Genomic DNA, 22466 nt, shown 5'->3' with positions numbered 1-22466 from the left:
GCTCCCACCAGTCCCGTACACGCGAACGTGGCCGGCGTGCAGTGGTGGGCGGGTAGGACAGGGCGGCGGGACCGCCGCATCGGGCATCTGTCATGTTGCTCCGGCTCGTTCGGAGTCGGGTTCGCCGGTACGGCAGGCTCCTCTCCTGAAGCACACGTGTCCGGGCTCGTGGCCGAGGCCGACGTTACGGCGGGCTGCGCCCTGACCTCTTCCGGCGCGGTGGACAGGGGCGGCTCTGCCGGTGTCGGGACATGGCCGGGACAGGCGGCTTCGGCCGGGAGATGGAGCCGCCTTGCGTGTCCCACCGTTCCACCTGCCACGGCTCCTTGGCCCACAGCTGCAGCTCGATCCAGCCGCGCTCGGCGGCCTTGTGTGCCCAGTCCGCGCCCTGTGGGAAGAGCTCCCAGTAGCCGTAGCCGAGGAACTCCCCCGTGGACGTGATGACTTTCACTGGCCGGCCCTCGATGTGGACGGGGTGCCGGGCTACGTACATCACCACGTGACTGTCGCCCGCTGTCCGGCTGGCCCCGCCGTGCTCGCCGGTCCCCATACGGCATGCGGTATCTGCCCGGCCGTACCGTCGATGAGCTTCTGCGCCAGCTGGTGAGCGGTGGTTGGGCCCACGCAGAACTCGTCCCACGCGATGTTGCGTCGGCCGCTCGGGGCGACAGCGGCAAACTGGGCAACGGTCTCGGGGTCGTGCTTGCAGGCGGTCAAGAGCTGGACGATGCGCTTGGCGGAGGCGATGGCCGGTCCCCGCAGCCGGCTGAGGGTGGGCCTGTCGCCCCCGGTGGCACGGGGCGGCCGCGGTGTGGTGCTGCCGCCGTTGGCTCCGCCTCGGGTACCGGGGCGGGCCAGGGGCGGGCACACCAGCCTCCACTGCCCCTCACGCCGGACGACGGTGCCCTGCGACACATCCGCCAGTTCCTTGCCGCGCCGCGGGAGGTCGAAGCGGCAGGTGGGCTCGTGCCTGCGGCCCGGCATCGTGAAGAAGTGGGACGAGCGGGAGTCGGGATCGTCGGCGTTCGCCGGCCGCACCGAGACCGGGATCCCGCAGCCGCCGCAGCGCAGCAGGGTGCCGGAGGGAGGGTGGGGCTTGATGTCGATGGCCGACCGGTCGTATTCGTCATCCCGTGCGTCCCAGACCCACGGGATCCGCACCCCACGCTTCTTCTGCGGCTTCCCCACTCGCTCCCCCACCCTTTGATGACTGCTGCTCACCCGATCTTGCCTCCTCCGGTACACGCGCGTCGGTCGATCTGGAGGGTTTGGTGGCCGGTACACGACCGAAGGATGCGGGCGCCGACCGCCACTGCGCGGAAGACACCGCAGCGTTGACTCCAAAACAGGCGCGCCCCGAGGTCCGTCCCGCCGGGCGGGAGCGCCTCACCAAGTCGTTATCGCGGTGGCCCGCCAGGCGCGCCGCCGCGGCAGCCCGGGACGGTAAGGCGTCGCCGTGTGCACCCTCCGCTACATGAATAGCGAAGTGCTTTACGGAGGCCTCTGCCCGCTGTGCCGCCTCCCGCTCACGCTGCGCACAACCGCTGTCGTTCGCTCGAACATGCCTTACCCCGCCCGGATCGACACGGTGCCCCACTGCGCTGGCTGCGCCAGCGACATGACCCGCGCGCAGGAATGGGCCGACCTGATGCGCGCCCTATACGAAAACTGGCCCCGGCCGCGCGAATGTTGCGGGCCGACACACCAGCACCAGCAGCCCCGAATTCCGACCCCAACCGGCTTTAGCGCGATCCAACAAGCACCAACGCCACCACTCCCCCAACCATCCGCCACCACCGCCCCGGCCGACCGGCCGGGGGCTTCGTGCACACTGGAGGCGCCGTGCCCACCTACGAGGTTCTGCCCCACTTCACCGCCGACCTGGACCGCCTCGCACCAGAACAGCGCCACCGCTTCCACCGCACCTCGTGGCCTTCGTCAAGGACCTGCGCACCGGTAGCTTTCGCGCCGGGCTCCGCGTCAAGCGCGTCCAGCGAGCCTCGGGCGTCTACGAACTCACCTGGACCATGGGCACCGGCCCCGAAGGACGCGCAACCTGGGAGGACGGGCCCGCGTGCCAGTCCGGCGTGTTGACTGAACTGACTTCGACGTTTTCGCAGGTCAGAGTGCTTCTCTGCTAGCTTCTCGGCATGCTTGATCACAGCGGTCCCGGGAGGGATCTCAGGAGCTTCGCCCTGCCCGAATCCGGTCAGATGCTGGCGACGGGAGACGCCTGGGAGCCGTACCGGTTGATCGATCGGCATGGTCTGCGGGTCGAGCCGGTCGCCGTGTACTTCTAGGACCTGCTCGCGGCAGACACCCCGGCAACCACGCTGCGGTCCTACGCAAACGACCTGTTGCGGTGGTGGCGGTTCCTATGGGCGCTCGACATCGAGTGGGATCGGGCAGTCCGGGAAGACGCACGGGAATTCATGCTCTGGATACAGTCGGCCGACAAGCCGGTGCGTGTGTATTGGCGGCGCCGAAATGCACCCGCGGGCGAAGGCCGGCCTGCTGCTGCTCCTCTATGCCCAGTGGCCTGCGGCGATCTCCCGGCTCACCGTCGACCACATCAAGGAGACCGACGGAGCCGTCCGCATCCGCCTCGGCGCCGTCCCCGTCGACCTGCCCGGCCCCGTCACTGAGCTCGCCCTCCACCAGGTCGCGGCTCGCCGGAGCCATGCCGTCCTCACCCGGACGGAGTCACCCTGGCTCTTCCCCGGCGGCCAGCCCGGCCGCCCGATCAGCGTCTGGGCCATGGGCGAACGGCTCCGCAAACCCGGCATCCGGATCGCCGAGACCCGCTCGACCGCCCTGTTCCAGCTCGCCACCGAGCTGCCCGCCGCAGTCCTCGCCCGCACCCCCGGCATCGACATCACCGTCGCCGTCAAATGGCAGCGAGCCGCCGCCGGAGACTGGGGAACCTACGCGGCCGACAGATGCCGCACCAGGACTGACAACGACAGAAAGGACATACAAGATGAGCGTTTACGTGTCGGTCAGAGGATGGCTGGAGTGCGACGAGACACAACTCGCCACCGTCCAGAAGATCATCTCGTCCCACGCCGACGATCACTACTCCGGCGGATGGAGCACACCTCGGCAGCAGGTCAACTGGACCCACTACATCTTCTACGGCGCCGACATCCGCGCATCGGCCCTGGACTGGTTCACGAATCAGCTCGAAGAGATTGCTCGGGTCCCAGCCTCCGACGACGACGGAGACCTCATCCGGGGCCTGTTCCTTGCCAGCCACGAAGTCGATGGGACGACTGAGTGGCACGTCCGCGAAGGCCAGCTCGTCATCTCGCACGCCGACATCAGACACCAGTACCTCGACGAATAGCCCCACCCATTCCGAGGATCTCGATACCCGACTCCGCCATCAGCCATCTACCCGGTCGACGCGCTCGAAGCACACCGTGCCTTCATCGCCCGCCGCCGCGATCTCCGCCCAGCCGAGGAATACAGAGCTGTCACAGTCGAGGAACGGCAGGAGTTCCTGTCCCACTTCAAGCGGAGGAAGCTGGCGCTGGGCGAGTGCGGGCGGGCCTACGGAACCGACTGCGTCCACGAGCACGCCTGCGTCCGCTGCCCGGTCCTGATCGTCTCCCTGGAGGAGAAGCCCCGCCTGGAAGAGATCCGTGACACCCTCAAAGACAGGATCGCCGAAGCCGAACGCGAGAGATAGTTCGGCGAAGTCGAAGGGCCGTCCACCAGCCTCGCCGCCGCCGAAGACAAGATCGCCCAGATCGAAGCCCAGCAGGAGGCGAAGCAGTCCCCCGTCTTCCTGGTCCTCCCCAGCCTCTACCAGCTCACCGCCCGCACCAGCGAGGTCACCAGATAGCTGCCTCTGGAGCTTGGAGTGACCATCTGTCGGCACCCTGTCCCGAGTGCCCGACCACGTCACTCTCTGGGCGCGGCTGAAGGGCGATCAACCTCCAAGACGACTGCGGTCCCGGCCACCGTTCGGTCCTCATGCATGGTGATCTGCTGGCCGGGGTGAACGTGCGTCCAGTGGGATGGAGTGAGGGGTACGAGGCGAACCGAGGCCTGCCCGCCGGGCTCCAGAAAGGGCATGTTTTCAACCCAGAGCGCGGCGATGCTGACCGCACGTTCACCGGTGGGTGAAAGATGTCCGATGGTGCCGGTGAAGTTGCGGATCGGTGGTGGGCCTGCCTGTGTCAGGGCCCTACAGCTGGTCGAGGAACGCAGGTACAGGTCGGGGGGGTACCTGGGCTTCGATAGGAGAGCGCAGTCCAGACATGAGTCGACGCCGGCGGCGCACGGCATCGTCGTGATCGTCGCCGTTGCGATGCCTCCACCAGTAGAAGGCCGAGGTAGCGGTAACCACGTCAAAGGAGCCTGCGGCTTCTCCTGCGGCCCCCGGCCGTCGTCACGGGGATCGGCGGCGTCCGGCGCTACGCGGCCGAGGGCCCGGCCGCCGTCCTTGCGTCCTCCTCGCCGAGCTGGGCACCGTCGAGCACACCGTACGGCGTGCGCCCGACCGCGCGCAGGTCGATGCTTCGCCTGGCCGCGGGGCGCCGACGGCATGCGCGCCGTCGACCGGATGCTGGGGGAAGCACGGGCGCCGCCGTGGGCAAAGTCCGTACCGCGCTCTGCAGCCCGCGTGAGGCGTACAGACAGGTGAAGGAGGGTTCGAGTACACGGCGCGCGCCCTCGGCCAGCAGCGGCAGCTCCGGTGGCAGGTGCTGAGCGTGGGCCTTGCGACTGGCTGGTCGCAGACGGGAGTTGTGGAGGTGCAGGCGTCCGCCACATCGGCCGAAAGTAACACCTGGCGCGTTTGCGCCGGGGGCACTGGGTGAACATAGTGATCGCGAACGCGTGTCACGAGGCGCCTTTTTCGAAGCTAGCGCGTCCTTGGCGCTGTCCGCCCTCACCGTGTCGAGGGTGGGCGTGGGCGTGTCGGACGCGGACAAGTCGACAGGGACGGCGGGCCGTTCGGCTGGCCGAAGTGCGGTGCGGAGCGCGATGGCCATGACGATGAACGGGCAGGCTGCCGAGGGGGGCAAGAACGCGGCATTGGCTGCCGCTCTTCAGAATGCCGGCTGTAGCTACCAGTCCCTGGCCGCACGCGTGAACGCCCTTGCACGCCGCCAGGGACGTCTCACGCGCTACGACAAGGCGTCGGTGTCCCGATGGGTTGGCGGCCGCCCTCCTCGTGCGGAGACGATGTGGCTGGTGGCCGGGGCGCTGACGGAGGCGCTGGGCCGGGTTGTGCAGCCGTGCGACATCGGTTTCCATGTCCAGCAGGGGCCGCCGGTGGTGGTCCGTTCGCTGCCGTGGGGCGAGGATGTGGGCCAGGTGCTCCAGACGCTGTCCGGCCTCGCGGCGGAGGATGTCGGGCGCCGGGACGTGCTGGGGGCAGTGCCGTTCGTCAGCAGTGCGCTGCTCGCGCCGCAGCGCAGCTGGCTGCTGTGGGCGTGGGAACAGTCGGAGACCCCGGCGCTGGCCGCGGTCGCCGCCGGCGGGCGGGTGGCAGTGGTGCAGGCGATGGTCGCAGCCTTCGACCGGGTGGACAACCGCTTCGGCGGCCAGGAGGTGCGCTCGAGCATCCTGTTCTACCTGAACCGGGAAGTGCTGCCGATGCTGCGCCAGGGGGTGAGCGCCGAAGAGCGCGGACCGCTGTTCACCGCGGCGGCCCGGCTGGGGGCGATGGCGGGCTGGAGCAGTTACGACAGCGGCGAGTACGGGCTCGCGCAGCGGTACATGATCCAGGCGCTGCGGCTGTGTCAGGAGGGCGGGGATCTGGTGCTGGCCGGCCAGGTCCTGGCGGGGCTGTCGCATTTGTCCACCAGCCTGGGCCATCCGGAGGACGGGGTGCATCTGGCGCGGGCGGGGCTGCAGACGGCGCGGCACGCGGGCAGCCCGCTGGGGCTGATGCGGCTGCAGGCGATGGTGGCGCGTGGCTGTGCCGCGAGCGGCGGCGCGAAGCAGGCTTTGCGGGCGCTGGAGGAGGCGGAGGCCGCCTTGGGGCGGAGCCGGGGTGCGGAGCAGGAGTCGCCGTGGGTGCGCTACCTCGACCGCCATTACTGGGAGGCGGAGGCTGCTTTCGTCTTCCGGGACCTGGGCCGGGCCGAGCAGGCCGAGCAGATGGCGGACGCCTCGGTGCGGGCGAACGGCGACCGGCGGCGCCGGCAGGCGATCAGCCAGGCGGTGCTGGCCACCGCCTGCCTCCAGCAGGGGCGGCTGGATGAGGCGCTGGCCTGCGCGCACGCGGCGCTCAAGGGCCTGGAGAATGTCCGCAGCCTGCGGTCGGTGCAGGCCCTGAAGGACTTCGGCCAGCGGGCGGGCGCGTTCGGCAAGGAGCCGGCGGTGCGAGCCTTCTTCCGGGCGGCGCAGCCGGTGCTGGAGACGGCCTGAGCGGTCAGTAGCCGTCCGGCGTGGGGGCGTTCTGGGCCCGGTCGACGGGGATGTGGGCGCCGGAGATGCCGCTGGACCAGGGCGAAAGCAGGAAGACGACGGTGCGGGCGACTTCCTGCGGGGTCTCCAGCTGCCCGCCCGGGATCTGGGCGGTGAAGCGGGCGAACGCCTGGGGGTCTTGTTCTTGCATCCGGGCCCAGCGGCGGCCGGGGATGAGCATCGAGCCGGGGGATACGGCGTTGACGCGGATGTTGTCGGGGCCGAGCTCATTGGCCAGAGATTTGGCCATGCTGATCAGCGCCGCCTTGGCCGCGCCGTACTGGGCCTGGGGAGCGGGCTTCCAGCCGCTGATGGACGAGATCAGGACCGCTGATCCGCCGCCGGCCGCGCCCAGGTGCGGCAAGGCGGCCTTCATGAGCCGCTGTGCGTGCACGACGTTGATGTCGAACGTGGCGGCCCAGTCCGCCGCGGTGGCGCTGCGCAGGTCACGGCCGTGGGCTCCCCCGGCGTTGGCCACCACGCCGTCCAGGCCGCCGAGGCGGTCGGCTGCCGCGGCGGTGAACGCCTCCAGCCTGCCGGGCTCGGTGACATCCAGAGCCTGCGTGTACAGGGGCGCCGCCGCGGTGACGGCGACGTCCTCCTCCAGGCGGCGCAGGCCCTCGGGCCGGCGGGCGCAGGTGGCGACGTGCGCTCCGGCAGCGACGAGAAGGTGCACGATCTCGCGGCCGAGGCCGCGGCTGCCGCCGGTGACGAGGAAGCGTCGCCCGGCCAGGCCCAGCGGATCCGCGAGGAATCGGGCGCGCTCGTGATGAGCCTGTGCACTGGTGGAGTCCATCGTCGAACCGTATGTCGCTCGCTGCCAACGGCAAAACAACCCTCGGCGACAGACAATCGGCCATCGTGCCCCGCCCGGTGGGGACCGGACAGCTGCCGCAGCCGAACACCGCGCCCACGACCGCATCCCCTCACGTTCGGCAAGAGGCCAGATCAGGAGGCTGCGCGGCGCGCATCCCGGCCCGCCCGGCGGGGCGTTTTGACGCAGTCCCGTGGCGGTCCTGACCGGGCTGACGGCCCTTTGGGGGCGTGAGTGGCTGGAATGTCACTGTCAACGCCGCTGCAACCGAACAACCTTGCACACCTCTGGTCATGCGTCACTTCAGACGCTTAGGTATCTGACAGGCAACCGCTGGCCCGCCGTGGACGGCACCTGCGGGTCAGCCCGCTTGCGCGCTGATCCGCCTCGTCTTGCTCGGCGGCCGCGCCGCCTTCCCACCCCTCCTGACCAGAGGACTCCTTTCTATGGCCGCGACCGCACACCCCTGGGTGTCGTGTCCACACCAGCCGCAGTCCCGCAGTGACGACCGCGGCGCTGAAGCCCACCGCCGCACGGCACCGTCACCGCAGCCGGGCCGCGCGCTGCACCGCCGCGCCACCGCGGCCGCCGGCAGCCAGCCTCCCGGCCGGCGGACCGGCAGCTGCCAGCAGTTCACGCCCCGGCCGGTCGCCGAGTGAAGAACACCAGGCTCCCCACCAGCTGCCGGCCCCGGCAGTACGGCACGGTCCGGGCAGCGACGACGGTCGCCTCGTCGTTGGCTGCCAGCTGCCTACACCTGCTCCGCCTGGGATGCGGAGGGCCCCGCTGATGGTGAGCTACCACCCGGCCGGGCGCGACGCCGCCTTGTATCCGGCGGTGCAGGAGGTCAAGGCGGGACACTGGATGGCGATGCGCCAGGTGCTGGCCGAGACCGGGACCTGGCCGCAGTGGACCGCCCGGACCCAGGTGCTGGGCGTGATCGCTGCCCGGCGCAATGTCGTCGAGCTGTGGCTGCAGGAGGAGCCGGAGAGCATCGCGGCCCGGGTGATGTACGCCAGGGTCGTCACCGAACGGGCGCTGGAGGCGTATCGCGACCGGCAGCACGCCCAGGTCCCCGGCCGTCAGCAGCACCTGGCCGAGCTGGTCGGCCGGGCCCGGCAGGCGTGCGAGAAGGCCGCGGAGCTGAACCCCGGCGATCCGGTGGTGCCGATCTGCCGCCTCGCCCTGGCCGAGACGGACCCGCACGGGCACCGTCCCGAGCACCGGGTGGCTCCCCCGCCCCCGGAACTCCTGCTGCCCCACGGGCCGTGGGGGCTGCTGGAAGCCGCCCACCGGCTCGACCCGTACAGCCGCGAGGCCTGGCACCGCATGCTGCGGGTGCTGCAGGTCGGCCCGGGCTCGGCCTCGCTCAGCCAGCGGGCGGTCGCCATGGATTTCGCGCGCTGGTCGGTCTCCAAGGCCCCGTCCGGCTCCCCCTTGCATCTCCTGCCGCTGTATGCCCACCTGGAGGAGTACCGGGCGCGGCGCGACCGAGGCGAGATCCTGCCGAGTCCCTTCTGGGCCAGCGAGGCGATCAAGCCGGCGCTCACCAAGGCCTTCAGCGACTGGTTCAGACGCTGCGACCCGGCCACCAGTTCCCCGACCGACCTGAACCACCTGGCGCAGGCCCTGGCCGCGGGCGGCTTCGAGCACGAGGCGGCCGTCGTCTTCCAGGCCATCGGGGACTTCGCCACCCCGGCCCCGTGGCAGTACCTGGCGCACCAGCCCGGCCAGTGGCGCGAGGCCTTCGAAACAGCCCGCAGCGCCTGCCGGAGGCAGAGCAAGTCCCCGCCGCCCGCGGGCAGGCGCCCGTGACGGTCCGCCGGCCCCGCGGGCGCTCCCCGCCGCATCCCGCTGGCATCCCAGCATCCAGCCGTCCCGGCCTGTTCCATCTGCTTTCCCGTGCGGAGAAAACGATCATGCGTACTTCAGCAAACTCCCGGCAGCGGCCCGAGCCGCTGGACGAGGACGAGCGTCTGCTCAAAGAGCTCGGTTACACCCAGCAACTGCACCGCCGGATGGGGGCGTTCGGCAGCTTCGCCGCCTCCCTGTCCGTCATTTCGATCATGAGCGGGACGCTGCTGCTGTTCGGGTTCGGCCTCAACAGCGGCGGGCCCGCGGTGGTGATGTGGGGGTGGCTGGCCGTCGGGCCGCTGGTGCTGTGCCTGGCGGCGGCGCTGGCCGAGATCACCTCCCGCTACCCCACCAGCGGCGGCCTGTACTTCATGGCCCGCCAGCTCGGCGGCGAGCGGTGGAGCTGGTACACCGGCTGGCTCAACCTGCTGGGCCTGGTCGCCGGGATCGCGGCCCAGGACTACGGCATCGCCACCTTCACCGCCGCCTGGGCGAACCTGCAGTGGGGCATCACCCCCTCCCCGGGGGCGCTGCTGGCGCTGTACGCGGTCATCCTGCTGCTGCACGCGGTGCTGAACCTCTTCGGCGCCCGGCTGATGAACATCTTGACGTCGGTGAGCGCGTGGTGGCACCTGGCGGGGGCGGTCGTCATCATCGGCGCCCTGACGCTGATCCCCTCCCACCACCAGCCGGCCGGCTTCGTGTTCTCCCAGTTCACGAACAACACGGGCTGGCCCCCCGGCGCCTACGTGATCCTGCTGGGGATGCTGCTGCCGTGTTTCGCGCTGGCCGGCTACGACACCTCCGCCCATCTGAGCGAGGAGACCACCCGGGCCTCGGTCACCGCGGCCCGCGGCATCGTCCGCTCGGTGGCCGTCTCCTGGATCGCCGGCGGCGTCCTGCTGGCAGCCCTGCTCTTCGCCGTGCAGGACTACGCCGCGACCCTGGCCAGCCCGACCGGTACGCCGGTGGCGCAGATCTTCCTCGATGCGCTGGGGGTGGCCGTCGCCAAGGCCCTGCTGCTGGTGATCATCGTGGCGCAGTTCCTGTGCGGGTACACGGTGACCGCCTCCGCCAGCCGCATGATCTACGCGTTCGCGCGGGACGGCGCCCTGCCGGGCTGGGCCCGCTGGCAGAAGGTCAGCCGCCGCACCGCCATTCCGGCCAACGCCGTCTGGCTCGCGATCGCCGTCGCTTTCGTGCTGGCGCTGCCGTCCCTGTACTCGGCCAGCGCGTTCGCCGCGGTCACCGCCATCTCGGTCGTCGGGTTCACCCCGGCCTACGCCATCCCGGTCCTGCTGCGGCTGCGCCACCGCGACAAGTGGGTGCCCGGGCCCTGGAATCTGGGCCGCTTCAGCCGCCCGGTCGGCTGGATAGCGGTGCTGTGGGCGGCCGCGGTGACCGTGCTGTTCATGCTGCCGCAGACCAGCCCGGTCACCGCCGCCACCTTCAACTACACGCCCATCGCCACCCTGGCGGCCCTCGCCCTGGCCGCCCTGTGGTGGCGCATCGGACGCCGCTCCTACCTTCAGCGCCGCGCCAGCACCTCCACCTCCCAGACCCACGCTGAAGAAGACGGCGAGTTCGAGGGCATCGTCTGATGACCACGCACGCCGTACAGGATATTCCCACGGGCCCGGGGGCGGCAGCGCCGCCACCAGCCTGCCCCGAAGGCCCCGCACGCTCGTTGATCCTTGGAGGCAGTACGGTGCCCGCTCCGCAGACCATCGAATCGGTCCAGCAGCTCACCGTCGCCTGGCGGGCCCTGGTCCTCGACCGCGACCCCTCCGCGGATGTGCGCGACCTGCCGGGCATCGCCGTCCGCTGGGCCGACTGCCGCTTCACCTTCCTGAACTGCATCACCTTGACCGAGCCGGGCACGGGAGCCGCACTCCTTGGCCAACGCCTGAACGAAGCGGCAGACATCATGCGCGCGAGGAAGCACCCGGGCTTCCTGTGGCTCTTCGAAGACCTGCTCGACCACGAGGCCCGCTCCGCCCTGGGAACGGCGGCCGAGGACGCGGGCCTGCAGTACGCCTTCCCCTGGACGGGCATGGCCGGCGACCTGCTCCCCCTGCCCGAGCCGGACCACCCCGACCTCACCTTCGTCCGCGTGAGCACCGACGATCACCTGCAGGCCTACGCGGACCTCAACGCGCGCGCCTACGGCCTTGCATTGGAGGAGGCCCGCGACGGCTTGGAGGGATCCGCGCTCTGGAAGGACGGGATGTACGCCTACCTGGCCATGCGAGGCGACGTACCGGTCACCTGTGCGGCCACCACCGAAGCCGAAGGGCGTCTCTTCGTCTCCTTCGTGGCCACGGCCCCCCAGTGGCAGCGCCGGGGATACGGGGAGGCGGTCACGCGCAAGGCCCTGTACGAGGGCCACCGGGCCACCGGGCTGATGCGCGCGACGCTGCACGCGACCGAAGCCGGAGCCCCCGTGTATCCGCGGATCGGCTTCCAGCCGAACTCGCCGATCCGCTTCTACACCCTGGCGACGGGCTGACCCGCGCAGTTGCCTGCCGCGTCCGGCAGCTGCGCCAGGTACGGGGCTGAGGCAGTGGCATCGGCATCGAGATGCGGCGGGCCGGCCCAGCCTGAGCACCCCCGGGCCCGGCGCGGCGCCCTGTGCCCGCGCCGGCGCCTGAGCGCCGGACCGGCCCGCCTTTCCGGTGCGCTGCTGTCCGGCCGGTGCGAGGCCCTGCCGGGTTCGCGCCGGGAGCGGCGCTCAGTTCACCGTGCCTGAGGCGGCTGGGCCGTGCTTCGACGGCCGGGAAGGAAGCGGGGCCAAGTGCGGGCGGCCGGGGTCCAGGAGGGCATCACCGGCGCCGTCCGACCGATGCGGCCGGCCGTCGGGAGAGGGAACAGGCCAAGTTTGCAAAGCCGCCCACGTACGTGCACCACCCGGCCAGACTACGCAGTGCAGTCATCTGACTACATGCTTCGAGTGGAGGAGTTTCTTGCCACGCAAGGACGACATCGTGACGATCCTGATCGACACGAAGAACGAGATGAACAGATCGATCGACGGCATGGGCGCCAGGGTCAACGACCTGGAGCGGGACCTTCGGGCCGCGTTCACCGCCGAGATCGCAGGGCTGCGCGATACCGCCCTCGCCGACTTGAAAGCGTCGCAGTACGAGACGCGGACCAGCTCCCACAACGCGGGCAAGCGCGCCGGCGATGCCGTCGCCGCGGTGGCCGACCTGCGCCGGGACGTCGACCGACTGCATCACAGGCTCGACGGTCTCAGTGAGGACATCGGCACGATCTTGGAGGCTCTGCAGGCCGTGGCACCGGCCCGGCCGCCGGCGGCCGCCGCTTCGGCGGAAGAGCCCTCCCTGGAGCCGGACGGGACCAGCACCGCAGACGAGCCGGATCCCGCCGTCCTGCCCCAGCAGAAGCAGCCCCCGGGCCAGGAGCCGGCGCCACAGACCGAACCCGGCGCCCCGCAGCCCTCTGCGGACAGCGCGCCCGCAGGCAGCCAGTCGAGCATCTCCACGGACACCGGCGCCCCCACGGCCGACGAGGACGGAGCCGGTCAGTCTCCCGCTGAAGCTGAGCAGTTCGCGCCGGAGAGCGGTGGAAACGGTCATGACGTTCCCCGCGCGGCGCTGGAGGCCAGTGAGCAGGGCCCCAACGACTCGGTGCAGGAACCGAGTCCGCTCACCCGGGCAGGCAGAGTCTGGGCGGTCATGAGGGCCGGGAGGGTCGCGTCGGCCACCGTGGTCTGCCACCGGGACACCTGGGAATTCGTGGCAGCACAGGTAGGCAGCCACCCGCACTTTCGCACCCCCGCCCTCGAAGAACGCGAAAACGGCCTGGTGGCCGCGGTCCTCTCCGGCCGGTCGATGGTCGTCATGCTCCTGGCCCTTTACCACGTGGCGAACGTCTCCCGGCTCAAGCCGGACAGCGAGGACACCGAGGAACTCACCGTCTACGCCGACTGGGCCATGGCCTCCCAGGTCTATTTCGCCACCGCCCGGGTCCTCAGCAGCGCCTACCACGAACAAGGGGACCCCGTCGTGGTGACAATCGACAACCGGGTACCCGCCCGGGCGTGACGACGCAGAGCAAGCGCTGCTGAACGGGCAGAACACACAGCCTCACGATGGGCGCATCGTAGGTGTGCCCCCAAGAAACCTGAGGGCCTTCACCACGGGTGAAGGCCCTCAAACGTCGTCAGCGGGCCCTCGGGCAGGGCGAAGGCGTCGAACAGCCGCAGCAGCCGCCGTTCGGCCGCCTCGATGCAGCCCAAGCCGGCCAGGCGGCGACCCGCTCGGCCAGCACCGGCTGTGAGGCGGTGGCCGGGGGGCCCGGGCCGCCCGCTCGGCCAGGTGCTGGTAGGCGTCGTCGGCGTAGACGTCGGCGATCAGACGGATGCGGGCCGGGCCGAGCAGATCGCAGACCCGTGGGCGAAGGCCGGCGTCAGCCGCCAGATCTGCCCGCCCCGCATGTGGACCTTGGAGCCGCCGGTGACCCGGCAGGCCGAAGAGTCGGGGTGCAGCGGGATGTGCAGCCGGTACCGCTCGGCGTGGTCGCGTTCGGTGGTCGCGGTGTTCCCACAGCAACGCGTTGGCCTCCGGCCGGGCCAGGCGTACCCACACGTAGGACAGGTCCAGTTCGGCCAGCAGTTCGGCGGCGGACATGTGCTCCAGCACCGTGGTGGGCTTTGCGGTGCCGTCGGCGATCCGCACGTGTGCCGCATTGCCGGAGGGGTTCATCAGCGAGGTGGTCCATCAGCCGCCGGACTGGAACTCGCCGTACTCGGTCGTCCACGGCGCCGGGGCGGTCAGCGCTTCGTGCCGCAGCCGCTCCACGCGGTCACGGTCCAGCGGCTGGAGGTGGCTGACCTGCCCGGACAGGCGGGTCAGGGAACGAAGATGGGCGTAGCTCTCCTGCAGGGACGGGTTGGCAGCTCATGACAGGATCTGAGCTTGTGAATGAGCGTGTGCTGTCGTCGTCCTGGCCGTCCTCGTGGGTGAATGCGGTTTCAGGAATGCTGGACGGGATGACACGGGGTTTCGAGGGCAGGCACGGATTTCCGCCCGGGACCAACCAGGTCCGCCTGGCCAATGACGATGATCAGGAGGGGGCGCGTGCTCTGGCCCGCCATCCTCTCGCGGTCAGTGACCTGGTCACCTTCTACCGCAGCGTCGGCGACGTCGTCTGGGAGGACATCGGCAACGGCTACTTCATCCACCCCGTGCGCGACATACTCCAGCACCTCATGGAGTACGGGGCCGTCCGCGTGGGCGAGGGTCAGGAGCCGAGCGGATTGGTGATCGGATCGGACGGGAGCGGCCGGTCCTATGTCATGGGCCCCCAGGGCGCGATCCACCGGACACGGTCAGCATCGCTGGAGGAGCCGGAGCTCGACCAGGTGGCGGACGATCTGCGTCACTTCCTGGAACTGCTGGAGCAGTCCCTGGCCCGGTTCGTCGCCACGGGTGATCCTGGGCCTCTCTAGTCTCGTTGATCGAAGAGACAGCAACATCGTCATGGCATGAGTCCATCACAGTGGCCTAATTCGCGGGTTGAGGAACGACAGCACCCGCCGGCGGGGTTACGCAGTGGAGCGCCGTTCCCCTTCGAGGCTGCTGAAGATCAGGGAGTCTCGCCAGCCGTCGCGGAGCAGCGCCGTGTGGCGCATGCGCCCCTCATACGTCATACCGATCTTGGACAGCACCCGGGAGGAGCCGAGATTCCTCGGATCACAGGTGGCATAGATCCGATGAAGCCCCAGCTCGTCGAACCCGTACGCGAGTAGCCGGCGACCGATCTCCGTGCCGATGCCCCGCCCCCATACTCGTGGATGCACGATGTATGAGATCTCGCCCTGGCGCTGCTTAGGGCTACGGACATGCAGTTCACCCATGCCCGCCACATCCCGGCCGACACGTGCGACAAACGGGAACCGGCGCTGAGGGCTGCCCGACCAGGCCTTGACCGCGCAGTCCACGAAGTCCTGCGTCTGGGCCTCTGTGCTGGGTCCCCAGGGCTGATAGCGGCACACCTCCGGCAGGCACGCCCATGAGTGAACGGCCGGCCAGTCCTCCAAAACGATCTCGTCCAAGGTCACCGAGTGCCTGGTCATGTGACGACCTTGAACGCGTCTCCGCGCGAAGAGCAAGGTCAAGGAGCCCGCCAAGCTCCGCCGGCGGCCACGCGGGAGGAAGGTCTGGTGCTGCAGGTTCTCGTGAGCATCGCGATGCGCTCCGTGGGTGAGTGTGCCTTGCCAACTGCCGACTCGCAGCTCAGCGTCCGTGGGCCTCTCACGCCGGTGTCCTGACATCAGGGTCTCTGACGTGGGCATACGCCAGGCTGTGTGTCGCAGCGGGTGCGAGGTACCCGGAACACGAACCGCAAAGGCGCGGGACACTTTCGCGCGAGTCGGCACCTGGTGACCCGATGACCGGATGGTGGCGTGGTGGCGATCACGGGCGTGCCCCGGGCACACTGAGGACGCGCCAGACGAGGAGGCTGCTTTATGCACCGTCGGGATGGCAATGGGCAAGTGGGCGGCGATGAATCCAGTCCCGGTGATCCGGGAAACCCGCCGCCGGAGGAAGACCCGGCCGAAGACCCTGAGGACGAAGACGACGGGTGAATGCCGTGGGCGGCACCGTCCAGGCGGCGGCCGAGCTGCGTGAGCGGGTTGCGGCGGAGCTGGACGGCCGTGGCTACTTCGAGGGGAAGGCGTGGCTGCGCGACGCCTTCACGGTGGTGCCGCGCGAGCACTTCGTGCCCGACCGGGTGTGGTGGCCGGTGGCCCAGGACGGCATCTACCCGCTGATGGACCGTACCGTACGGCCCCGGCAGTGGCTCAGGGCCGTTTACCGGACGCAGCAGATGCTGATCACGCAGATCGACGATGGTGCGATACGGCCTGCAGGTCCGGTGGAGGCCGAATCCTTCACCGCTTTCACCAGTTCCATCTCGTGTCCGGCTGTCGTCGTGCAGATGCTGGGATATTTCGATCCGCGCAAGGGCGACCGGGTTCTGGAAATCGGTACGGGCACGGGCTACAACACCGCGCTGCTCGCTCACCGCGTCGGCGCGGGCAAGGTGACCTCGGTCGAGATCGATCCGCAGGTCGCCGACTGGTCACGGGAGCGGCTGGGCGGGCTGGGCGTCGACGCGCGGCTCGTCGTGGCGGACGGTGAGGCGGGGCACGCCGACGACGCGCCGTACGACGGCATCTTGTCGACCGTAGCCGTACGTGAGGTGCCCCGGGCCTGGCCCGAGCAGGTCCGGGCGGGCGGGGTGATCGTCACGCCGGTCGGCACGCCCTTCCACTGGGGCGGGGGCACCTACGACGGCTTGTGCAGGCTGGTGTGCGACGGCAACGGGAACGCCGAGGGGCAGATGGTGGCGGGCGTGACCTTCATGAAGGTGCGCGGGCAGCGCAAGGAGCGCCCCTTCGAGGAGCTGGGCTGGCCTTCGTTGGGTGACTACCGGGTGAGCGTGTCGAGGGCGGCCGGGCAGCGCGTGCGGGCCTCACCGTGATGTACCCGGGCGTGTCCGGGGCGGGTGTGTGGTTACAGGTCGATGGTGCGGGCGATGCGGATGGCGTTGCCGTTGCGGGTGACCAGGAAAGCGCAGCCTAATGGCTCATGTGCTCGACAATGAGCGCATGGACGTCCCTGAACTGCTCGAATCAGCTTCCCTACTGGTGCCGGAAGAGTCCGCCACCGAGAACGACATCACGGTGCGGGACATCTGGGACTATCTCGTCCACGACCAGTGGGAAACCGCCCTGGGCCTGCTGGAGGAGCTCGGGGAGCCTCGCTCGCTCCCTCTTGCGTTCTGGGAGAAACTCGCTGAAGCGGCTGAGCAGTTCCGCCTGGAGCGGAGCGCGGCTTGGTGCTATTGGCGGTGCTCAGAGATCCGCAACGGCATGATCAGGGCGGATCTGACGCTCCGTCCTGCCGCCGAGGCGCGACGGACGACGCCGATCTCCGGCGCCGGAGTTCTGCGGCCCATGTGGGACATCGGACATCTGTCACCCGCCGGCGGATGTGCGGTCAGCATCGCCGCGCTCTGGGTTGAGAACATGCCCAGTCTGGAGCCCGGAGGTCGAGCCATGGTTCGCCTCGTGCCCCTCACTCCCTCTCACTGGACGCACGTCCAGCCCGGCCAGCAGATCACCATGCACGAGGACCGGACCGTGGCCGGCACCGCACGCATCCTGGAGGTTCACAGCCCTGCCACTGTCATGCCCACGGGTTGACGTGCTGGCTCACAGCCTCCCAGCTGGTGCACGTAACTCCGTACTTGGTGGAGCACTCACGGCCCCGGCAAGATTTCCGTGAAGCGGGGGTGTGCCACCGTGCGCCGGTGACACACAGTTACGGATATCGGCGTCGGAGATGGGCCATGAGGATGACGCGGTGACGAAGGAGCGGCACTCCAGCCCGGCCCGCCATGATCCTCTTCTGGAGTTTCAGGTCCGTGATCCGCTTCGTTGACGCCGGAGTTGAACGGTGTGGTGATCCCCTGCACGACTGCGGGCTGGTCCTCGCGGAGGGCTGTGGCCAGGCTGGCCAGGGCCGGTAGGCGGGAGGCTTCGAGTTGCTCCAGCCAGCCCGTCAGCAGGGTGGCATCGCCGGCATGGAGCATAGCGGCGAACTGACGCACCAGGTCGTAGGTGAGCGCCAGTTCCGGGCAGTGCTCCAGCAACCGCCTGAGGACCTCGGTGGCGTGCAGGCTGCGCCGGGACGGTGCGGTGGTGATCCAGCGGGCGACCTGCCGCGGGGAGGGCGATCGCTCGCGCGGTGTGTCGATCGGCAGGCCGCGCCGCAGCGGCGCGATGGCCATCTTGACTCGCTGGTAGTGGCCCCGGTAGCCCTTGGCGACGATCTCCTGATGCAGGACTGTCGCGGTGTGCTCGCCCTCCTCCCACCGTTGCCGCAGGTACTCCAGGTACGGGTCGAGGCTGGTGGGCCGGCGGGAGGGAGCGCGGCGTACGCACTCCTGCCAGGTGGCGGCACGCGCGTACTTGCCCACCGTGCGCCGGTTCAGGCCGAGCCGGCGGGCTGCGGCGTGGCCGATGCGGCCGCCCGCCCCGCCCACGGCCTCGACACCTGCCTCGCGCCCAGCGGGCGGACGGGCAGGCGCGGGGCCGCCTTACCGTCTTGGGACGGCCGCCGAGCAAGCGTTATCCGGTCGAAGACGTCCCCTTGATGATCCGGTCGTTCTTCCGCAGTAGGTGCTGGGCCAGGAGGAACATGAAAGGGAAGAAGACCGTTCCCCACCCGGTCCGTATCAGCGTCCAGGTACTCGGATGCTCTTCGGTCAGCGTCATGATGAACACCGCCGGTTCCAGCATGCCGAAAGCGAGGAACATCCAGCGGCCCCAACGAATTAGTCTGACCGTCCACGGCGGAAGTGGGTAACGGGTCCTCCATTGCATCGGCATGGCAGTCAAGTTCCCGCACCCGGCTCTTGCATGCGGCCGTCGGCGTTCGGTGCGCGTGATGCGCCGTACCTGCTCCATCCCCGGTCTCGCGCGGCGTGCCGGCCGGCACCGCACCCCAATGCGCCGCCCAGCTCGTCCGGCCCCGTTGCACCGCTTGGTGCTGGTCAGAAGATCGGTGGGCGGCCGGCGCGGGGCAGCCGGGCCACGGTGCGCCAGCTGATGGGCGAGCGGGTGCCGGGGTAAGTGCGCAGGCCCTCCGTCACGCCGGCGAGCGTGGCCTGCCAGGCGTCCCGGCTACGTACGCGCCATACCGTCAGGGCGGCCCAGGTGGCGAGGCTGGCGCGGATCAGCAGGGCGGGGAGGCTGCGGCGGGCGAGCCAGATGCGGTTGCGGGCGGTAAGCCGGTAGAACTGGGCGTGGCGGGCCGGGTGGTCGCTGGGTGATGGACGACGATGTCGCGCCGACAGAGGCCCCCATAGCCGTGCTGCCACAGCCGCCCGGAACTCGGCCGCTGCTGCGGCGGCGCGGTGCTCTGTGACGGCGAAGACGGCGGCGGCTTCCCTGTCCGCGACGAGGATGCCCTCGGTGCGGCACGGGGCGGCCCCCTGCGCGGTCTCCCGGCAGGGCGCATCGGTGCTCCAGGTCATGCGGGCGCCGAGGGCGAGCAGGTGTCCCCCGGACCAGGCCGGCGGCGGGGCACCCGGGCCGAAGCACCGCACTGTAACGCTTACCTCGCGGGCGCTGACGTGATCAGCTCTTCAGTGCCCCGGTCCGTGCCGCGAACTCCTTCAGACCGGGCTGGTGCGAGGAGTACAGCAGATCTGTGGTGAGGGCTTTGACCGATGGGCGCCTGGCTTCCTCGGGCGCTTGGCGTTCGATGGCGCGCAGGGAGGCGAAGGTGCGCATGTCGTCGCCGAGCTGGTGATACATGCGGGCGGCATCGGTGTGGAAGCGGGCACGGCGCTCGGCGGTCGGGAAGACGGCCGCGTCGATGCGTCCGGCGACCGGGACCGCCTCGTCCGGTGTGCCGAGCTTGTTGAAGATGCTCAGGCGGAAGGACTCGCACTGCGCACGGGTGGCCTGGATGGTGGCGCCGGCCAGGCCGGGGCCGTAGGAGATGCGCCGTCCGATCTCCTGGGCTTCGTCCACCAGGTGCAGTGCGGCCGTGCGGTCTCCGTAGTGGGCACAGGTGTAGCCGCAGGTCAGCAGCATCGCGGCGCGTACGGCTCGGGCCTGGTCGGCAGGATCGTCGGCCAGCTGCCGGCTGGTGCGGAGCAGGAGGTCGGCGGCCTGGCGGTAGCGGCCGGCGCGGCGCATGGCGACGGACAGCATGCGGGTGGCTTCACCGAGCGGGGCGGGCCGGCCGCAGGCGCGCGCAGCGGCCAAGGCCCGGTCCGCTGCGACCCAGGTCGCTTCGGACCGCTGTTTGCTGGCGAGTTCGCCCGCAAGGCTGTAGGCGTAGGAGGCCAGGGCATCGGCTCGCTCCCGGGCGTGGCCGGTGAGGTGGTCGCGGGTCGCGTCGGCGGCCGCGAGGAGCAGGGGCAGTTCGGTGCTCAGGGCCTGGTAGCGGGTGCGGCGGAAGTCGTCGCGCGCCCGGCTAAGGGCCTGCTCGAGGCGGCTGATCGGCACGGGCCCGCTGGCGGGCAGGGCGAACAGGGCCGTCTCCAGCCAGGCCCCCAGCTCCCGTTCCTCCAGTGGCTGTTCTGCGGCCGCCCGGGCGCCGGTGAGTAGGACAGCGCTGATCCCCGCTGCTCCGGTGAGAAAACCCCTGCGCCGCACGGTGCCCTCCTGCTGGCTCTCGCTGGCCCCCATGGTCACCGTAGCGGCCGTCGTACAGCTGCATCCTGGACTTGGCGTATCTGGGGCCGGGTCTCGCTCCGGCGGGTGAGCGGCACCGATCAGATCATCCGGTGGAATGCCCAGAGCGGCGGCGATGCGCAGCAGTGTCTCCCAGGGCGGGATGATTGCGCCGGCTTCGATGCGGCAGACCCACGAAGCGGAGTAGCCCACAAGCACCGCGAGCTGCGCCTGGGTCATCTTCGGCCGCCGGGCACCTCGTCCGCCCCGTATCAGCGCGCCGAGGTCAGGGCTGAACGAAGCGTTCGGGGATGTGACGCCCACGGTGCCTCCTCGCGGCGGGAGCACGTCTACGGGGGCTATGCCCCTCAGCCCGCATCGGGAAGCACGCACAGAACTTGCGGATGACGCACAGAAGTTGAGGCCCACGCCGCGCTGGCTAGCCCGGCGGTAGCGGACGCCAGAGACTGACAAAGGCACGCCGGCGGACCGCCGGGAACCGCGCTTTGCGACTCGCCCGTGTCCGGTTCGGCTGTGGGCCATGACGGGCCGTCTGAGGCCCTAGACTCGCCGTCTTCTCCGGCTGCCCAGGGCCGTCAACCCGGCGCACAGGCTGCGTCAGTGAGCGGCTCGTGGATGTACCTCAGGAAGGGCCTTGATGACCGATGCAAGCTGTGACCCCGCCCGGCTGCGCGACCACGTCGTCGACGAGCTCGTCGCGCGGGGCGAGATCGTCTCGAAGGAAGTCGAGGCGGTGATGCGCAAGGTCGAGCGGCACCGGTTCACGCCCGGGGCCAGCTTGGAGGACGTCTACCGTCCGTACCAGGCCGTGGTCACCAAGAGGAACGAGCAGGGGGTTGCGGCAAGTTCGGTGAGCGCGCCGCAGATCCAGGCGTTCATGCTGGAGCAGGCCCAGGTCCGGCCCGGGATGCGGGTGCTGGAGATCGGCTCCGGGGGCCTGAACGCGGCGTACCTGGCGGAGCTGGCCGGTCCGGACGGCGAGGTCACGACGGTCGATATCGACCCGGAGATCACCGGTCGGGCGTCCCGACTGCTGGAGCAGGCCGGGTACCCGCAGGTGCGGGTGGTCCTGGCCGACGCCGCGCAGGGCGTTGCCGCGCACGCCCCCTACGACGTGATCATGGTGACCGTCGGATCGTGGGACATCCCGCCCGCGTGGGTCGACCAGCTCGCCGGGGACGGACGGCTGGTGGTGCCGCTGCGCATCCGCGGGCTCGTACGATCGCTCGCCTTCCGTCGCGCGGGCCCCCGCCTGGTCAGCACCTCGGCGCGGATCTGCGGCTTCGTGTCCATGCGCGGCACCGGGGCGCGAGATGCGCAGCTGCTGCTGGTCAACGGCGACGACATCGTTCTGAGGTTCGATGACGACCTGCCCGCCGATCCGGACCTGGTGGGCCGTGCCGTGCGCGGGCGGCGGGCGGAGAGCTGGAGCGGGGTAACCGTCCGGCGCGGGGAGCCCGTCGACATGCTCCAGCTGTACCTGGCCACCGTAGTGCCGGGCTTTTGCACCATGTCCGTCAACGCGGAAGCGGGCAGCGCTGGAGTCAACCCGCGGAACAAGCACTTCTCGCTGGCCAGCGTGGACGGCGCGGACTTCGCCTACCTCACCACGCGCGTCACCGAGGACGAACAGTCCCTCGAATACGGGGCCCACGCCTTCGGCCCTCACGCCCCCGCCGTCGCTGAAGCCCTCGCCGACCACGTGCGCACCTGGGACCGGGCACACCGCGGCGGGCCCGGCCCGCGCATCGTCGTCTACCCGGTCGGCACCCCCGACGAGCGGATCCCTGAGCTTCCCGGCGGGCGGGTCATCGACAAGACCCACTGCCGGGTCACCCTCTCCTGGCCCGCGACCGCCGATGCGGCCGCGGCCCAGGAAGTCCAGCGCCACACCACCGAGCAAGGAGAGTGAGCCATGCCAGACCTCCTCGTACGGGAGAGCGACACGAGCACCGATGAGATCGATGAGTTCACGCTCGATGTGCGCGTCATCGTGACCGCCCACCCCACGGCGAATACCGGCGACTGCCCCACCGACGACGGCTGCGGTGACACCTGTGTCGACGGTGCCAGCGCCTGCGACAGCTTCGTCGGTGACCCGTCCTGACGCACCCGGCCCCACTGGTGCGCCGG

The 22466-nt window shown here is 70.2% G+C and carries 21 protein-coding genes and 1 pseudogene; 12 read left to right on the top strand and 10 right to left on the bottom strand.

Features of this window, described 5'->3' with window-relative positions:
• Positions 1-184 precede the first annotated feature (184 nt).
• Both ACZ4QV_RS38865 and ACZ4QV_RS38860 read right to left on the bottom strand, forming a co-directional pair.
• Positions 185-496 (bottom strand): hypothetical protein, encoded by a 312-nt coding sequence (locus ACZ4QV_RS38865; RefSeq protein ID WP_361157663.1) that lies wholly within the window; start codon positions 494-496, stop codon positions 185-187.
• The gene (locus tag ACZ4QV_RS38860; RefSeq protein WP_467764161.1) at positions 493-1188 is read right to left on the bottom strand and encodes a hypothetical protein; all 696 of its coding nucleotides are present in this window, start codon (positions 1186-1188) and stop codon (positions 493-495) included. The genes ACZ4QV_RS38865 and ACZ4QV_RS38860 overlap by 4 nt, the downstream gene beginning before the upstream one ends.
• Before the next feature lie 962 nt (positions 1189-2150).
• Between ACZ4QV_RS38860 and ACZ4QV_RS38855 the strand changes: the two genes are divergently transcribed.
• Positions 2151-2300, top strand: a complete 150-nt coding sequence (locus ACZ4QV_RS38855; protein WP_361157668.1) for a hypothetical protein — start codon at positions 2151-2153, stop codon at positions 2298-2300.
• A gap of 692 nt (positions 2301-2992) precedes the next feature.
• Entirely contained in the window at positions 2993-3346 is a 354-nt protein-coding gene (locus tag ACZ4QV_RS38850) for a hypothetical protein (protein ID WP_467764160.1), read from the top strand.
• 39 nt (positions 3347-3385) lie between these two features.
• Here the strand turns inward: ACZ4QV_RS38850 and ACZ4QV_RS38845 are convergent, their stop codons facing one another.
• Positions 3386-3883: a hypothetical protein gene (locus ACZ4QV_RS38845; RefSeq protein ID WP_467764159.1), complete on the bottom strand. Its 498-nt coding sequence runs from the start codon at positions 3881-3883 to the stop codon at positions 3386-3388.
• A gap of 1109 nt (positions 3884-4992) precedes the next feature.
• Here ACZ4QV_RS38845 and ACZ4QV_RS38840 point away from each other — a divergent pair.
• Positions 4993-6384, top strand: a complete 1392-nt coding sequence (locus tag ACZ4QV_RS38840) for a hypothetical protein (RefSeq protein WP_467764158.1) — start codon at positions 4993-4995, stop codon at positions 6382-6384.
• A 4-nt stretch (positions 6385-6388) separates the two neighbouring features.
• On the opposite strand, the gene ACZ4QV_RS38835 is transcribed toward ACZ4QV_RS38840, so the two are convergent.
• Positions 6389-7219, bottom strand: coding sequence for an SDR family NAD(P)-dependent oxidoreductase (locus ACZ4QV_RS38835; RefSeq protein WP_467764157.1), 831 nt, complete (start codon positions 7217-7219; stop codon positions 6389-6391).
• 807 nt (positions 7220-8026) lie between these two features.
• Between ACZ4QV_RS38835 and ACZ4QV_RS38830 the strand changes: the two genes are divergently transcribed.
• The 5 genes from ACZ4QV_RS38830 (at position 8027) to ACZ4QV_RS38810 (ending at position 14564) form a co-directional block, all read left to right on the top strand.
• Positions 8027-9052 (top strand): hypothetical protein, encoded by a 1026-nt coding sequence (locus ACZ4QV_RS38830; protein ID WP_467764156.1) that lies wholly within the window; start codon positions 8027-8029, stop codon positions 9050-9052.
• 104 nt (positions 9053-9156) lie between these two features.
• Positions 9157-10692: an amino acid permease gene (locus ACZ4QV_RS38825; protein WP_467764155.1), complete on the top strand. Its 1536-nt coding sequence runs from the start codon at positions 9157-9159 to the stop codon at positions 10690-10692.
• Positions 10693-10799: 107 nt separating this feature from the next.
• Positions 10800-11600: a GNAT family N-acetyltransferase gene (locus ACZ4QV_RS38820; RefSeq protein ID WP_467764154.1), complete on the top strand. Its 801-nt coding sequence runs from the start codon at positions 10800-10802 to the stop codon at positions 11598-11600.
• A 454-nt stretch (positions 11601-12054) separates the two neighbouring features.
• Positions 12055-13158, top strand: coding sequence for a hypothetical protein (locus ACZ4QV_RS38815; protein ID WP_467764153.1), 1104 nt, complete (start codon positions 12055-12057; stop codon positions 13156-13158).
• Between the two features lie 947 nt (positions 13159-14105).
• Positions 14106-14564 (top strand): SMI1/KNR4 family protein, encoded by a 459-nt coding sequence (locus ACZ4QV_RS38810; RefSeq protein WP_361157695.1) that lies wholly within the window; start codon positions 14106-14108, stop codon positions 14562-14564.
• A gap of 96 nt (positions 14565-14660) precedes the next feature.
• Here the strand turns inward: ACZ4QV_RS38810 and ACZ4QV_RS38805 are convergent, their stop codons facing one another.
• Positions 14661-15191, bottom strand: coding sequence for a GNAT family N-acetyltransferase (locus ACZ4QV_RS38805; protein WP_467764152.1), 531 nt, complete (start codon positions 15189-15191; stop codon positions 14661-14663).
• A gap of 509 nt (positions 15192-15700) precedes the next feature.
• Between ACZ4QV_RS38805 and ACZ4QV_RS38800 the strand changes: the two genes are divergently transcribed.
• Both ACZ4QV_RS38800 and ACZ4QV_RS38795 read left to right on the top strand, forming a co-directional pair.
• Positions 15701-16603: a methyltransferase domain-containing protein gene (locus ACZ4QV_RS38800; RefSeq protein WP_467764151.1), complete on the top strand. Its 903-nt coding sequence runs from the start codon at positions 15701-15703 to the stop codon at positions 16601-16603.
• A gap of 127 nt (positions 16604-16730) precedes the next feature.
• Positions 16731-17327, top strand: coding sequence for a hypothetical protein (locus ACZ4QV_RS38795; protein ID WP_467764150.1), 597 nt, complete (start codon positions 16731-16733; stop codon positions 17325-17327).
• Positions 17328-17383: 56 nt separating this feature from the next.
• On the opposite strand, the gene ACZ4QV_RS38790 is transcribed toward ACZ4QV_RS38795, so the two are convergent.
• The 5 genes and pseudogenes from ACZ4QV_RS38790 to ACZ4QV_RS38770 form a co-directional block, all read right to left on the bottom strand.
• On the bottom strand, positions 17384-18169 hold the full coding sequence (locus tag ACZ4QV_RS38790; RefSeq protein WP_467764149.1) for a hypothetical protein: 786 nt from the start codon (positions 18167-18169) through the stop codon (positions 17384-17386).
• 85 nt (positions 18170-18254) lie between these two features.
• The gene (locus ACZ4QV_RS38785; protein ID WP_361157709.1) at positions 18255-18443 is read right to left on the bottom strand and encodes a hypothetical protein; all 189 of its coding nucleotides are present in this window, start codon (positions 18441-18443) and stop codon (positions 18255-18257) included.
• Positions 18444-18679: 236 nt separating this feature from the next.
• The gene (locus ACZ4QV_RS38780; RefSeq protein ID WP_467764148.1) at positions 18680-19162 is read right to left on the bottom strand and encodes a hypothetical protein; all 483 of its coding nucleotides are present in this window, start codon (positions 19160-19162) and stop codon (positions 18680-18682) included.
• A 103-nt stretch (positions 19163-19265) separates the two neighbouring features.
• Complete coding sequence (locus ACZ4QV_RS38775; protein ID WP_467764186.1) at positions 19266-20327, bottom strand: XRE family transcriptional regulator; 1062 nt, start codon at positions 20325-20327, stop codon at positions 19266-19268.
• A 99-nt stretch (positions 20328-20426) separates the two neighbouring features.
• Positions 20427-20855: pseudogene (locus ACZ4QV_RS38770) on the bottom strand (helix-turn-helix domain-containing protein); the annotation flags it as partial.
• Between the two features lie 115 nt (positions 20856-20970).
• Between ACZ4QV_RS38770 and fxlM the strand changes: the two are divergent.
• On the top strand, positions 20971-22245 hold the full coding sequence (gene fxlM / locus ACZ4QV_RS38765) for a methyltransferase, FxLD system (protein ID WP_467764147.1): 1275 nt from the start codon (positions 20971-20973) through the stop codon (positions 22243-22245).
• 3 nt (positions 22246-22248) lie between these two features.
• Complete coding sequence (locus ACZ4QV_RS38760; protein ID WP_467764146.1) at positions 22249-22440, top strand: FxLD family lanthipeptide; 192 nt, start codon at positions 22249-22251, stop codon at positions 22438-22440.
• Positions 22441-22466 lie beyond the last annotated feature (26 nt).

The organism is Streptomyces sp. NPDC026394 (assembly GCF_055567735.1).
This window is presented reverse-complemented; position numbering and strand designations above follow the sequence as displayed.

Coding starts and splice junctions, on each gene's coding strand:
- ACZ4QV_RS38855 (WP_361157668.1), top strand. CDS start 2,151: ATGCTTGATCACAGCGGTCCCGGGAGGGATCTCAGGAGCTTCGCCCTG.
- ACZ4QV_RS38840 (WP_467764158.1), top strand. CDS start 4,993: ATGGCCATGACGATGAACGGGCAGGCTGCCGAGGGGGGCAAGAACGCG.
- ACZ4QV_RS38835 (WP_467764157.1), bottom strand. CDS start 7,219: ATGGACTCCACCAGTGCACAGGCTCATCACGAGCGCGCCCGATTCCTC.
- ACZ4QV_RS38830 (WP_467764156.1), top strand. CDS start 8,027: ATGGTGAGCTACCACCCGGCCGGGCGCGACGCCGCCTTGTATCCGGCG.
- ACZ4QV_RS38825 (WP_467764155.1), top strand. CDS start 9,157: ATGCGTACTTCAGCAAACTCCCGGCAGCGGCCCGAGCCGCTGGACGAG.
- ACZ4QV_RS38810 (WP_361157695.1), top strand. CDS start 14,106: ATGACACGGGGTTTCGAGGGCAGGCACGGATTTCCGCCCGGGACCAAC.
- ACZ4QV_RS38805 (WP_467764152.1), bottom strand. CDS start 15,191: ATGACCAGGCACTCGGTGACCTTGGACGAGATCGTTTTGGAGGACTGG.
- ACZ4QV_RS38795 (WP_467764150.1), top strand. CDS start 16,731: ATGGACGTCCCTGAACTGCTCGAATCAGCTTCCCTACTGGTGCCGGAA.
- ACZ4QV_RS38785 (WP_361157709.1), bottom strand. CDS start 18,443: ATGTTCCTCGCTTTCGGCATGCTGGAACCGGCGGTGTTCATCATGACG.
- ACZ4QV_RS38780 (WP_467764148.1), bottom strand. CDS start 19,162: ATGACCTGGAGCACCGATGCGCCCTGCCGGGAGACCGCGCAGGGGGCC.
- ACZ4QV_RS38775 (WP_467764186.1), bottom strand. CDS start 20,327: ATGGGGGCCAGCGAGAGCCAGCAGGAGGGCACCGTGCGGCGCAGGGGT.
- fxlM (WP_467764147.1), top strand. CDS start 20,971: ATGACCGATGCAAGCTGTGACCCCGCCCGGCTGCGCGACCACGTCGTC.
- ACZ4QV_RS38760 (WP_467764146.1), top strand. CDS start 22,249: ATGCCAGACCTCCTCGTACGGGAGAGCGACACGAGCACCGATGAGATC.